Genomic DNA, 12,051 nt, shown 5'->3' with positions numbered 1-12,051 from the left:
GGGTGGCCCTGTCGATCCGGGGGCGGCTGCGTGACCTGGGCGGCACGGCCGAGCTGATCTCGGTGCCCGGCCAGGGCACCGAGGTCGAGTTGAAGGTTCCGAAGGTTTCACGGGGGAAGGCAGGATCAGCGAGATGAGCACCGAGAACACCGGGGTCGCGCAGGAGCGGGCCATCAGGGTCATGGTGGTCGACGACCACCCGATGTGGCGCGACGCCGTCGCCCGCGACCTTTCCGAGTCGGGCTTCGACGTGGTGGCGACCGCGGGCGACGGACCGCAGGCCGTCCGCAGGGCGAAGGCCGTCACCCCCGACGTCCTGGTGCTCGACCTGAATCTGCCCGGCATGCCCGGCGTCCAGGTCTGCAAGGAGCTCGTCGGCTCCCACCCCGGGCTGCGGGTGCTGGTGCTCTCCGCCAGCGGTGAGCACGCCGACGTGCTGGAAGCGGTCAAGTCCGGCGCCACCGGCTATCTGCTCAAGTCGGCCAGTACGCAGGAGCTGACCGAGGCCGTGCGGTCCACCGCCGTCGGCGACCCCGTCTTCACACCGGGCCTGGCCGGGCTGGTCCTCGGCGAGTACCGCAGGCTCGCCTCCGACCCGGTGCCCGCCGCGTCCGACGAGCCCAAGGCCCCGCAGCTCACCGAGCGCGAGACCGAGGTGCTGCGGCTGGTCGCCAAGGGCCTCTCGTACAAGCAGATCGCCGAGCGGCTGGTCATCTCGCACCGCACCGTGCAGAACCACGTCCAGAACACCCTGGGCAAGCTCCAGCTGCACAACCGGGTGGAGCTGGTGCGGTACGCGATCGAGCGCGGTCTCGACGACGCCTGAGCCGGCGGCCCGGCCGGGCGGCGCGGCAGGGGCATGGGCCGTATATTCGCGATGACCGGCCCGTGTCCCTGATCCGCCGACCCCCTGGTCCGCCGGTCCGCCGATCCGTGCGACGAACGGGAGAAGCCGTGGAAATCCTGGCCTTCGGTGTGCAGTCCGACGAGAAGCCGCTGATCGAGAAGGCCTTCGCCGGACAGCACGAGGTCCGCTGCCTGGACGTCTTCCTGAACAAGGACACCGCCCCCATCGCGGCGGGCTACGAGATCATCTCCACCAGCGTCAACGCCGACCTGGGCGGCAGTGTCCTGCAGACCCTCGCGGCCGGGGGCACGCAGATGATCGCCCAGCGCTCCACCGGCTTCAACAACATCGACCTGGACGTCGCCGAGCGCCTCGCGCTGCGGGTCGCCCGGGTCTCCTACTACTCGCCGTACTCGGTCGCCGAATTCGCCTGGACCCTGGCGATGGCCGTCAACCGCCGGATCATCCGGGCCGCGAGCCGCACCCGCGACTTCGACTTCCGGCTCGACGGACTCCTCGGCCGCGACATGCGCGGCCGCACGGCGGGCGTGATCGGCACCGGCAAGATCGGCGAGGCATTCACCCGGATCGCACACGGCTTCGGCATGGAACTGCTCGGCTGGGACGTCGCGGCGAACCCCGCCTGCACCGCCCTCGGCATGAAATACGTGGAGAAGGAGCAGCTGCTCGCCGAGTCCGACCTGATCAGCCTGCACGTGCCGCTGCTCCCCGCGACCCACCACATCATCGGCGCGGACGCCCTGGCCCGGATGAAGGACGACGCGATCCTGGTCAACTCCAGCCGCGGCGGACTCATCGACACCACGGCGCTGGTCACCGAGTTGCGCGCGGGCCGCTTCCTGGGGGTGGGACTCGACGTGTACGAGGCGGAGGCCGGGCTGTTCTTCCTGGACAAGTCACTGGAGGGCATCGACGACGACACCCTGGCCCGGCTCGTCACCTTCCCGAACGTCATCGTCACCTCGCACCAGGCGTACTACACCGAGGACGCGGTGGGCCAGATCATCGACGCCACGGTGGGCAACGTCGCCGACTACCTGGCCGGCCGCCGCAGCGACAACGTCCTGGTCCCGGCGCTCCCGGCGGCCTGAGCCGCCGGCCCGGCGCTCTCCGGCCCGGCGACCGGAGCCCACCCGACGGCCCTCCGGGATCCCGGACCGCCTCCGGGATCCCGTCCGCCGCTCCTTCAGCCGGCCACCGGCAATTCCGCCAGCAGCTCCGTCACGATCGCCGCACCGCGCAGCGTCAGCACCGACTCCGGGTGGAACTGCACCGAGGCGAAGCCCGGCCCGCGCAGCGCGTGCAGCTCACCGGTGGCCGCGTCCAGGCTCACCTCGACACCGTGCGCCGCGAGCTCGTCGACCACCGGACCGTCGCAGCGCGCGGTGAAGCTGTTGTAGAAACCGACCGTCTCCGGCCGCCCGAACAGCTCGATCCGGGTCTGCGCGCCCTGGTGCGGCACGGACTTGCGGACGATCTCCAGTCCCAGCTCCGCCGCGATCAGCTCATGGCCGAGGCAGACCCCCAGCAGGCCGTGCCGGTGGTCACGGACCAGCTCCGCGGCGAGCCCGCGCATCAGCCGCATCTTCGGATCGCCGGTGTCGCCCGGATCCCCCGGCCCGGGGCCCAGCACGACCGGACCGGTGTGCGCCCGCACCAGCTCGCGCAGCCCCGGCTCGTCGTAGCGGTGCACCGACACGTCGAGGCCCGAGGAGCGCAGCAGATGCGCCAGCATCGCGGTGAAGGTGTCCTCCCCGTCGATCACCAGCGCCCGGCCGGACAGCTCGTGGGTGCGCTCCTGCATCCGCAGCCAGAACGGCGCGAGCCCGTCCCGCCGGGCGTCCAGCGCCGCCCGCACCCGCGGGTCGCCCGCCAGCCGCGGCCGGGCCGCCTCGTCCACCGGCCGGCCGGGCCGCACCCCGAGCGCGGCGAGCACCCCGGCCGCCTTCGCATGGGTCTCGGCGACCTCGCCGTCCGGATCGGAGTGACGTACCAGGGTCGCCCCGACCGGCACCCGCAGCCGGCCGCCCGCCGAGATGTCGGCGGTACGGATCAGGATCGGCGAATCCAGGGTCTGCGCCCCGCCCGGCTCCTGCCGCAGCAGCGCCAGGGCCCCCGCGTAATAGCCGCGCCCGCCGGGCTCGTACCGTTCGATGACCCGGCAGGCGTTCTGCACCGGGGAGCCGGTGACCGTGGCGGCGAACATGGTCTCCTTCAGCACCTCCCGCACATCCAGCGAGGAACGCCCGCGCAGCTCGTACTCCGTATGGGCGAGATGGGCCATCTCCTTGAGCCGCGGTCCGATCACCACCCCGCCCATGTCGCCGACGGTGCACATCATCTTGAGCTCCTCGTCGACCACCATGGAGAGCTCCTCGGTCTCCTTGCGGTCGGCGAGGAAGGCCAGCAGGCCCTCCGCGGTCGGGCCCTCGGCGGGGTAGCGGTAGGTCCCGCTGATCGGGTTCATCACGACCGTTCCGCCGGACATCCGGACATGGACCTCCGGACTGGCGCCGACCAGCGTCCTGTCCCCGGTGTGCACGACGAAGGTCCAGTAGGCCCCCCGCTCACCTGCCAGCAGCCGCCGGAAGAGCGCCAGCGCGTCGGCCCGCCCGAAGCCCGGGATCTCGCCCTCGAAGGTCCGCCGGACGACGAAGTTCGCGCCCTCGCCCTGCCCGATCTCGTCCTCGACGACCCGCCGGACGATCCCGGCGTACTCCTGGTCCGGCACGTCGAAGGCGCCGCCCTCGACGTGCACCTCCCGCACCGGCAGCCGGTCCAGCACCTCGGCGAGCGGCAGCTCGTACGTCTCCTCGGCGACCAGCACGGACAGCGGAGTCCCGTCGTCGCGCACATCGAAGCCGCGCTCGGCGATCTGCCGGAACGGCACCAGGGCGAGCGAGGGCAGTTCACCGACCGGGAGATCGGCGAGCCGGTCCGCTTCCCGCACCCGGCCGATCAGCACCTCGACGGTGTCCTGGTCGTGGCCGGGGGTGCGCCTGCGCAGCAGCGCGAACGGCGGGCAGCCGTCACTCAGGAGCCGGTCGACGACGGCATCGGTGCGGTGAGGCATGGGGTTGTTCCTTCCGGATGGAGGAACGGCTCCCGAAAACGCGGAGAAGGCCGCCCCTCGGGCGGCCTTCGCGTGGTCTGTCGCGCGCGATTGTCAGTGGGCCGCCGGATGAGCGGTCCACCACCAGTTCTGGTTTGTCTGCGCGAACATGTTCCGTACCCTAGCGGACGCCGGTCTCGTCCGAGCGCGTGTCTCATCTGTTGAGCGTGTGGATGGACCCACCGCCGAACCCCGTAATGTTGGGGATGTGACCGTGAACGCCAATACCTCCGTCGCCGGTGGCCACACCTGGCGAGACCTTCCCGCGGCGCAGCAGCCCGAGTACCCCGATGCCGAGGCTCTGCGCGATGTACTCGCGGACCTCACGTCGTATCCGCCCCTCGTGTTCGCGGGCGAGTGCGACCAGCTGCGCGCCCGCATGGGAGCCGTCGCCAAGGGCGAGGCGTTCCTGCTGCAGGGCGGTGACTGCGCCGAGGCCTTCGACGCCGTGTCGGCCGACCACATCCGGGCCAAGCTGAAGACGCTGCTCCAGATGAGCGCCGTCCTCACGTACGCGGCCTCCGTGCCCGTGGTCAAGGTGGGCCGGATCGCCGGGCAGTACTCCAAGCCGCGCTCCAAGCCGACCGAGACCCGTGACGGCGTCACCCTGCCGACCTACCGCGGCGACTCCGTCAACGGCTTCGCCTTCACCGAGAAGGACCGCGTCCCGGACCCCGAGCGGCTGAAGCAGATGTACCACGCATCCGCTTCCACGCTGAACCTGGTCCGCGCCTTCACCACCGGCGGTTACGCCGACCTGCGCCAGGTGCACGCCTGGAACCAGGACTTCGTGAAGTCGTCCCCGTCCGGCCAGCGCTACGAGGCGCTCGCCCGCGAGATCGACAACGCGCTGAACTTCATGAAGGCGTGCGGTACGGACCCGGCCGAGTTCAAGGCGGTCGAGTTCTACTCCTCGCACGAGGGCCTGCTGCTGGACTACGAGTCGGCGCTGACCCGCACCGACTCGCGCACCGGCGAGCTGTACGACACCTCCGGCCACATGGTCTGGATCGGTGAGCGCACCCGCCAGATGGACGGCGCGCACATCGAGTTCGCCTCGAAGATCCGCAACCCCATCGGCATCAAGCTCGGCCCGACCACCACGGTCGACGAGGCGCTCGGCTACGTCGACCGCCTCGACCCCGAGCGCGAGCCCGGCCGGCTGACCTTCATCGTCCGGATGGGCGCCGACAAGGTCCGGGACAAGCTCCCGGCCCTGGTCGAGAAGGTCACCGCCTCCGGCGCCACTGTGGCGTGGGTGACCGACCCGATGCACGGCAACACCTTCGAGGCCGCCTCCGGCCACAAGACCCGCCGCTTCGACGACGTCCTGGACGAGGTCAAGGGCTTCTTCGAGGTGCACAAGGGCCTCGGTACGCACCCGGGCGGCATCCACGTCGAGCTCACCGGTGACGACGTCACCGAGTGCGTGGGCGGCGGACACGAGATCTTCGTGGACGATCTGCACCAGCGCTACGAGACGGCCTGCGACCCGCGGCTCAACCGCAGCCAGTCCCTCGACCTGGCGTTCCTGGTCGCCGAGATGTACCGGGACCAGTAGGCATCACCGCAGGCAGCGGATGTACGACTGTGGGGCACGGATCGATGTGATCCGTGCCCCACAGGGCGTCCGGAGGCTTTTAACGCCCCTGGGTGCCGGGTAAGGTTAGGTTAGCCTCACCGATAAACGGGGTGGCAGCGAACGACCGATCCCGCCGGGAGGTGAACCGCGTGTACGTCTGCTCATGCTTCGGCATCACGGAGAAGCAGGTCAAGGAGCATGCGGACGCCGGGGCCTGCACGCCCCGGCAGATAGCCTCCGCCTGCAAGGCGGGCACGGACTGCGGCGGCTGCGTCCGGGCCATCCAGGCGATGCTCGGCCGCGGTGCCTGCCCGCGCCGCGAACTGCTCGACAACAAGCGGATGCCCGGCGCCGGCGCCGTGACGGGCACCGGATCCGGCCCCGGAACCGAACCGGGCATCGCCCCCGGCACGGCACCGGGAATCGCGCTTCCCGACGCGGCCTGACCGTTTCGCCGGCGCCGGCCGAGAGGTCCTAGCTGTCCGGCTGCTCGATCAGCTGGGCGATGTAGAGCGGCTCACCGAGCTTCTCGACCAGTTCCAGCTGGGTGTCGAGATAGTCGATGTGGTGCTCCTCGTCCGCCAGGATCGACTCGAAGATGTTCGCGGACGTGATGTCGCCCTTGCCTCGCATCAGCTCGATCCCGCGCTTGAGGCGGTCGATCGCCTCCACCTCGACCTGACGGTCCGCCTGGAACATCTCGGTGACCGTCTGGCCCACCCGCACATGGAACAGCCGCTGGTAGTTGGGCAGTCCGTCGAGGAAGAGGATCCGGTCCGTGAGGATCTCGGCGTGCTTCATCTCGTCGAACGACTCGGAGCGGGTGTACTTCGCGAGTTTCGTCCAGCCGAAGTTGTCCTGCATCTTCGCGTGCAGGAAGTACTGATTGATGGCAGTCAATTCTGCGGTCAGCTGCTCGTTCAGGAACTCAAGGACCTCGGGGTCGCCCTGCATCGCACAGGCTCCTTCCAACCGGTGAACTGGGCAAGTTGGCCGCATCTTCGCATCGCACCCGATGGCCGTCCAGTAAGTACAGGCTTACTGTGAGTTGTCCGAATCGCCCCCGCCCTGGTCGGGACCACCCCTGCCTGTCTGTCACCATGGAGACATGGGTCAGCCGGAAAGCCGGGAACAACGCGCGTCAGAGCAGTCCGAGCTTCCGCCGGGCCAGCGACTGCAGCGCGGTTGGCCGGTTACCCACTACGGGCCCGTGCCGAAGTTCAAGCCGGACCGCTGGGAGTTCCGGGTCTTCGGGGCCACCGCGGACGGCGAGAAGCACTGCTGGAACCATCAGGAATTCTCGGTGCTGCCGTTCGCCTCGGTCGTAGCCGACCTGCACTGCGTCACCAGATTCAGCATGATCGGTGCCGAATGGGGCGGAGTCCTCGCCCGTACGGTTCTGGAACTCGCGCCGCCCGCGCCGAACGTGACCCATGTGATGGTCTGGGCCGAGTACGGATTCAGCTCGAATCTGCGGCTCTCCGACTTCGCCTCGGACCGAACACTTTTCGCCACCCACAAGGGCGGGGAACTGCTCACCGCCGAGCACGGTTTCCCGCTCCGCCTCGTCGTGCCGCACCTCTACGCCTGGAAGGGGCCCAAGTGGGTCCGGGGTGTCGAGTACATGACGGCCGACCGCCGGGGCTTCTGGGAGGAGCGCGGCTACCACAACATCGGTGACCCGTGGAGTGAGCAGCGGTACTCCTACCAGGAAGAGCCCGGGGACGGCCCCGAGCTCTGATCCCGGCGGCTCCCGGGGCCGGTCCGTCCCGCCCGGCCCCGTGCCGTTCCTCAGTGGTGGTACCGGTGCACCACCGCATGCCCCTTGCCCCGGCCGATCATCCACTTGTTGACCGGTGTGGTGACGACGAAGGCGACGGCGAGCGAGATCGCGAGCGCGCCCCAGAACAGCGTGTCGGCGAGCGTGGCGTCCATGGCGCCCGGCCACAGCGCGATCACGCCGTTGTCGATCAGCTCCATCACCGCGATGGACAGGGTGTCGGCGGCGAAGGCGACCCTCAGCGCCGTACGGAAGTCGACGCCGGCCTTCAGGACGGAGTGCAGGGTCAGCGAGTAGCCGAAGAAGAAGGCCAGGACGATCGCGAGGACCATCGTCTCCATGTTGCCCCAGCCGAGCGCCGTGCCGATCACCATGCCGAGGATCTCGCCGATGGCGCAGCCGGTGAGGCAGTGCAGTGTGGCTCCGGCGGCCATGGACCAGCTCACCCCGCCGGGGTGATGGGGGGCGGTGTGGGCGGTGTGATCCGCATGGCCGGCGGGCCGGTCGTGGTGTGTGCCGTGCTGCATGGTGAACCCCCGGACGTCGAGTAGCGGTTCCTGCCGACAGCAGGAACCGTATACCCCTGTGGGGTATTCCTTAATGGGTCGGGGAACTTCGTCGGCCCTGGTCGCGCAGCCCCTTCAGCCGCGCCACATCCGCCGCGTGGCCTTCCTTGCCGCCCGGCGTCTCGATGATCAGCGGTACGCCCTCGGTCGCCGGGTGCGAGAAGAGCTCGCGGAAGGGTTCCTCACCGATGTGCCCGGCGCCGATGTTCTCGTGCCGGTCCTTGTGGGCGCCCACCACGTCCTTGGAGTCGTTGGCGTGGATCAGTTTCAGCCGGCCCTCGCCGACCGTCGCCACCAGCTGGTCCAGGGTCTGCCGCATGCCCACCGGCCCGGTCAGGTCGTGGCCCGCCGCGTAGATGTGGCAGGTGTCGAGGCAGATGCCGAGCCTGGGGTGGGCGTCGAGTGCGTCGAAGTACGGGCCGAAGTCCCAGGTCCGCGAGCAGAGCGAGAACCCCTGCCCGGCGGTCGACTCCAGCAGCAGATACGGGTCGTCGTCGTGCGTCAGCTCGTCCAGCAGCGGCCGCATGTGCGTGCGCACCTGCGCGAGGGCCTGCTCGCGCGGCCGCCCGCCGGTCGCCGACCCGGTGTGCACCACGACGCCCAGGGCGCCGATCTCGCGGGCCCGGCGCAGCGAGTGGCGCAGCGAGTCCACGGACTTCTCCACGGTCGCCCCGGTGTGCGACCCGAAGTTGATCAGATACGGGGCATGGACGTACGCCGGTACGGACGCGGCGGCGCACTCGGCGCGGAACCGCTCGTCCTGGGCCGGATTGCCGACCGGGGTCGCCCAGCCGCGTGGATTGGCGACGAAGACCTGGACGGCCTCCGCCCCCATCTCGCGGGCGTAGGGGAGGCCGACCTTGGCGAGGCCGCCGGCCACCGGAATGTGGCCGCCGACTGGGTTGCGCATATGGATCTAGAATCCCTTGGTCTTGATGGTGATGGTGCTGCCCTCGGCGGCCTGCTCGCCGCCGTCGACGGACTGGCTCGCGACGGTGTCGCTGAAGGACAGGAACGGGCGGTCGACCTTGACCTCGAAGCCCGCGTCCTTCAGCTCGCTCGTGGCTTCGTCGACGTCCTTCCCGGTGACGTCGGGGACGTCGATCATCCGCGGCCCGTCGGAGACCGTGAGCTCGATGGTGTCGCCCTCGGCGGCCTCGGCACCCGAGCCCGGCGACTGCCGGGCGATGTCGCCCGCGTCCTCGGGGGAGGTGACCCGGCCGGGCAGCACCTTGGCCTTCAGTCCCTCCTCGGCCAGCGTGGTGGTGGCGTCCTGGACGGACAGCCCGGTGACATCGGGGACGTCCACCGGGGCACCCTTGCTGACGTGGAGCGCGACCGCCGAGTCGGGGTGGCGCTCGGCGCCCGCCGCGGGGTCCGTACGGATCACGTCGCCCCGGACCGTCTCCTCGCTGAACTCCTTGGTGACCATGCCCGGCACCAGGCCGGCCTTCTTCAGCTCACGCCTGGCATCGGCCTGCGAGAGGCCCCGGACGTCGGGCACCTTCACGATCTCGGGGCCGCGCGAGACGACGAGCTTCACCGCGTCGTTGCCCCTGACGCGTTCGCCGGACCCCGGATCGCTGCTGATGACCTTGCCGCGGTCCACGGTGTCGCTGTACGCCCGCTCGACGCCCTTGAGTTCCAGGCCGGCCTTCGACAGCCGCTGCCGGGCGTCCTTCTCGGTCTGGCCGAGCAGCAGGGGGACCTGGGTGAACTGCCCGGAGTTGATGTACCAGACACCGGTGCCGATCCCCAGCGCCAGCAGCACGCCGACGACCACGGCGACCACCGAGCGCCGCGGCCCGCGGCGGCGCCGGTCCTGCGGCGCGGTGGGCGGGGGCATCTCCAGCCGGCTGGTGTGGTGCGAGACGCCCTGGCCGGCCGGGAGCAGCCGCGGGATCACGCTGGTGCGGTCCTCGGCGGCGTCGTGCGTCTCGGCGGTGGCCTGCGGCGGTACGGCGTCCAGCTGGGCGTCGGTGAGGCCGGAGCGGGCCGTACGGGTCTCGGCGAGCAGCGCCACCGCGTCGAACGGGCGGCCCTCGGGGTTGCGGGCGGTGGCGCTCGCCACCAGGTCGTCCAGCCCGGCCGGGAGCCCCGGGACGGCGGCCGACGGCGCCGGAACGGGCTCGTTGAGGTGCTGGTAGAGCACCTGGGCGGGGGTGTCGCCGCCGTGCGGCTTGGAGCCGGTCAGCATCTCGTACAGGACGACGCCGCAGGCGTACACGTCGGTACGGGTGTCCGCCGTGCCGTTCTCTATCTGCTCGGGGGCGAGATAGGAGACCGTGCCCAGGAGGGATCCGGTGGTGTTGGTGACGGTGCCCACCGCGCGCACGAGGCCGAAGTCGGCCACCTTGACCCGGCCGTCGTCCCCTATCAGGACGTTCTCCGGCTTCATGTCGCGGTGCACGAACCCCGCCCGGTGTGCGGCGCCCAGCGCGGCGAGGACCGGCTCCAGGATGTCCAGCGCGGCCCTCGGCTGGAGGGCGCCGCGATCGCGCAGCACGTCGCGCAGCGTGCAGCCCGCGACGTACTCCATCGCCAGGTAGACGTACTGCCCCTGGGCCCCCTGGTCGAAGACCGCGACCACATTGGGGTGCGCGAGCCGGGCCACCGACTTGGCCTCGCGGATGAAGCGCTCGACGAACGAGGCGTCGGTCGCCAGCGCCGGGTGCATCACCTTGAGGGCGAGCACCCGGTCCAGCCGGGTGTCCACGGCCCGGTAGACCGTGGCCATGCCGCCCACGGCGATGCGGGCATCGACGCGGTAGCGGCCGTCGAGCAGCTGCCCGACAAGAGGGTCCTGGAGGGTCGTATCCACGCAGGCGAGTCTACGAGCCGCCACGGACACGACCCACGGGCCGGGGCGGTCCCGGGGCCGTACTGAAGCCGAGCCGTGACAGGAACACGCGTTCCGCCGCCGTACCGGCGGCTCAGAAGGCCGGGCGCTCCGGGTCCAGCACCGCCCGCCCCGCCACCGGCGACGACGCCTCGGCGAAGTGGCGGCGCGGAATTCGGCCGGCCCGGTACGCCAGCCGCCCGCCCTCCACCGCGTGACGCATCGCCGCCGCCATCAGCTCGGGCTCCTGGGCCCGGGTCACCGCGGACGCCAGCATCACCGCCGCGCACCCGAGCTCCATCGCGAGCGCCGCGTCGGAGGCCGTCCCGGCGCCCGCGTCCAGGATCACCGGCACCCGCGCCTGTTCGACGATCAGCCGGAAGTTGTGCGGATTGCGGATGCCGAGCCCGGAGCCGATGGGGGAGCCGAGCGGCATCACCGCCGCGCACCCCACGTCCTGGAGCCGGCGCGCCAGCACCGGGTCGTCATTGGTGTACGGCAGCACGGTGAAGCCGTCGTCCACCAGGATCTCCGCGGCGTCCAGCAGCTCGATCGGATCGGGCAGCAGGGTCCGCTCGTCCGCCACCACCTCCAGCTTGATCCAGTCGGTGCCGAGCGCCTCGCGGGCCAGCCGGGCGGTCAGCACGGCCTCACCCGCGGTGAAGCACCCCGCCGTGTTCGGCAGCACGCGGATGGAGAGCCGCTTCAGGACGGAGAGCACCGAGCCCTGGACGGTCGGGTCGAGGCGGCGCATCGCGACGGTGGTCAGCTCGGTGCCGGAGGCGGTCAGCGAGCGCTCCAGCACGTCGAGGCCGGCCGCCCCGCCCGTACCCATGATCAGCCGGGAGCCGAACGTGGTGCCGCCGAGGGCGAAGAGGTCGTCGGACACGGTCAGCCTCCCTGGACGGCGGTCAGGACCTCGACGCGGTCGCCGTCACGGAGCACGGCGGTGGACCACTGGCCGCGCGGTACGACGGTCTCGTTGACGGCGGCCGCGACACCGGTGTGCGCGGTGGTGAGCGTGGCGACGAGCGACGCCAGGGTGGTGCCGGCGGCGACGGGACGGGCCTCGCCGTTCACGGACACGGTGGGCGGTGCGGACTCGGTCATGCGGGCTGCTCCTGACGTACGGAGGCGGTGGCGGAGGCGAAACGGTGCGGGGTGAAGGGGCGGGCCGGCTCGGGCGGCTCGCCGCCGGTGAGGAACTCCGCCATGACGTCGCCGGTGATGGGGGTGAGCAGCACCCCGTTGCGGTGGTGGCCGGTGGCGAGGTGGAGGCCGGGCAGGGCGGTGGGGCCCAGCAG

13 protein-coding genes and 2 pseudogenes are annotated in these 12,051 nt (G+C 70.9%); 6 read left to right on the top strand and 9 right to left on the bottom strand.

What is annotated here, in order from left to right; genetic code table 11:
- From AADR41_RS38685 to AADR41_RS38675, 3 genes and pseudogenes are all read left to right on the top strand, one after another.
- Positions 1 to 137: pseudogene (locus AADR41_RS38685) on the top strand (MacS family sensor histidine kinase); the annotation flags it as partial.
- Positions 134 to 826, top strand: coding sequence for a response regulator transcription factor (locus AADR41_RS38680; protein ID WP_342286885.1), 693 nt, complete (start codon positions 134 to 136; stop codon positions 824 to 826). The pseudogene AADR41_RS38685 and the gene AADR41_RS38680, both read left to right, overlap by 4 nt.
- A 128-nt stretch (positions 827 to 954) precedes the next feature.
- Positions 955 to 1,959, top strand: coding sequence for a 2-hydroxyacid dehydrogenase (locus AADR41_RS38675; RefSeq protein ID WP_342286884.1), 1,005 nt, complete (start codon positions 955 to 957; stop codon positions 1,957 to 1,959).
- 95 nt (positions 1,960 to 2,054) lie between these two features.
- Here AADR41_RS38675 and AADR41_RS38670 read toward each other — a convergent pair whose 3' ends face one another.
- Together AADR41_RS38670 and AADR41_RS43055 are read right to left on the bottom strand one after the other, a co-directional pair.
- Positions 2,055 to 3,941 carry an anthranilate synthase family protein gene (locus AADR41_RS38670; protein ID WP_342286882.1) on the bottom strand — a complete coding sequence of 629 codons (1,887 nt, stop codon included), beginning with the start codon at positions 3,939 to 3,941 and terminating at the stop codon, positions 2,055 to 2,057.
- 93 nt (positions 3,942 to 4,034) lie between these two features.
- A complete protein-coding gene (locus tag AADR41_RS43055; protein ID WP_107408160.1) occupies positions 4,035 to 4,091 on the bottom strand; it encodes a trp operon leader peptide in 57 nt (18 codons plus the stop codon).
- Positions 4,092 to 4,194: 103 nt separating this feature from the next.
- Between AADR41_RS43055 and AADR41_RS38665 the strand changes: the two genes are divergently transcribed.
- Together AADR41_RS38665 and AADR41_RS38660 are read left to right on the top strand one after the other, a co-directional pair.
- Entirely contained in the window at positions 4,195 to 5,541 is a 1,347-nt protein-coding gene (locus AADR41_RS38665) for a class II 3-deoxy-7-phosphoheptulonate synthase (protein WP_342286880.1), read from the top strand.
- Between the two features lie 170 nt (positions 5,542 to 5,711).
- Entirely contained in the window at positions 5,712 to 6,008 is a 297-nt protein-coding gene (locus AADR41_RS38660) for a (2Fe-2S)-binding protein (protein WP_342286878.1), read from the top strand.
- Positions 6,009 to 6,036: 28 nt separating this feature from the next.
- Here the strand turns inward: AADR41_RS38660 and bfr are convergent, their stop codons facing one another.
- Positions 6,037 to 6,516, bottom strand: a complete 480-nt coding sequence (gene bfr, locus AADR41_RS38655) for a bacterioferritin (RefSeq protein WP_124718145.1) — start codon at positions 6,514 to 6,516, stop codon at positions 6,037 to 6,039.
- Between the two features lie 154 nt (positions 6,517 to 6,670).
- On the opposite strand from bfr, the gene AADR41_RS38650 reads away from it, so the two are divergent.
- Positions 6,671 to 7,303 carry a sulfite oxidase-like oxidoreductase gene (locus AADR41_RS38650; protein WP_342286876.1) on the top strand — a complete coding sequence of 211 codons (633 nt, stop codon included), beginning with the start codon at positions 6,671 to 6,673 and terminating at the stop codon, positions 7,301 to 7,303.
- Positions 7,304 to 7,353: 50 nt separating this feature from the next.
- Here AADR41_RS38650 and AADR41_RS38645 read toward each other — a convergent pair whose 3' ends face one another.
- The 6 genes and pseudogenes from AADR41_RS38645 to AADR41_RS38620 form a co-directional block, all read right to left on the bottom strand.
- Positions 7,354 to 7,869, bottom strand: coding sequence for a DUF4396 domain-containing protein (locus AADR41_RS38645; RefSeq protein WP_446751187.1), 516 nt, complete (start codon positions 7,867 to 7,869; stop codon positions 7,354 to 7,356).
- A gap of 70 nt (positions 7,870 to 7,939) precedes the next feature.
- Positions 7,940 to 8,818 carry a deoxyribonuclease IV gene (locus AADR41_RS38640; protein ID WP_342286875.1) on the bottom strand — a complete coding sequence of 293 codons (879 nt, stop codon included), beginning with the start codon at positions 8,816 to 8,818 and terminating at the stop codon, positions 7,940 to 7,942.
- Between the two features lie 6 nt (positions 8,819 to 8,824).
- Positions 8,825 to 10,729, bottom strand: a complete 1,905-nt coding sequence (gene pknB, locus AADR41_RS38635) for a Stk1 family PASTA domain-containing Ser/Thr kinase (RefSeq protein ID WP_342286873.1) — start codon at positions 10,727 to 10,729, stop codon at positions 8,825 to 8,827.
- Between the two features lie 112 nt (positions 10,730 to 10,841).
- Positions 10,842 to 11,636: a thiazole synthase gene (locus AADR41_RS38630; protein WP_342286871.1), complete on the bottom strand. Its 795-nt coding sequence runs from the start codon at positions 11,634 to 11,636 to the stop codon at positions 10,842 to 10,844.
- Positions 11,637 to 11,638: 2 nt separating this feature from the next.
- Positions 11,639 to 11,857 (bottom strand): sulfur carrier protein ThiS, encoded by a 219-nt coding sequence (gene thiS / locus AADR41_RS38625; protein WP_342286869.1) that lies wholly within the window; start codon positions 11,855 to 11,857, stop codon positions 11,639 to 11,641.
- Positions 11,854 to 12,051, bottom strand: a pseudogene (locus tag AADR41_RS38620) (glycine oxidase ThiO); the annotation flags it as partial. The pseudogene AADR41_RS38620 and the gene thiS, both read right to left, overlap by 4 nt.

This window comes from Streptomyces sp. CLV115, assembly GCF_038448545.1.
In the GTDB taxonomy this organism is placed as follows: Bacteria; Actinomycetota; Actinomycetes; order Streptomycetales; family Streptomycetaceae; genus Streptomyces; species Streptomyces sanglieri.
Note: the sequence above shows the minus strand (reverse complement) of the source record. Positions and strands in the feature narration are given on the sequence as shown.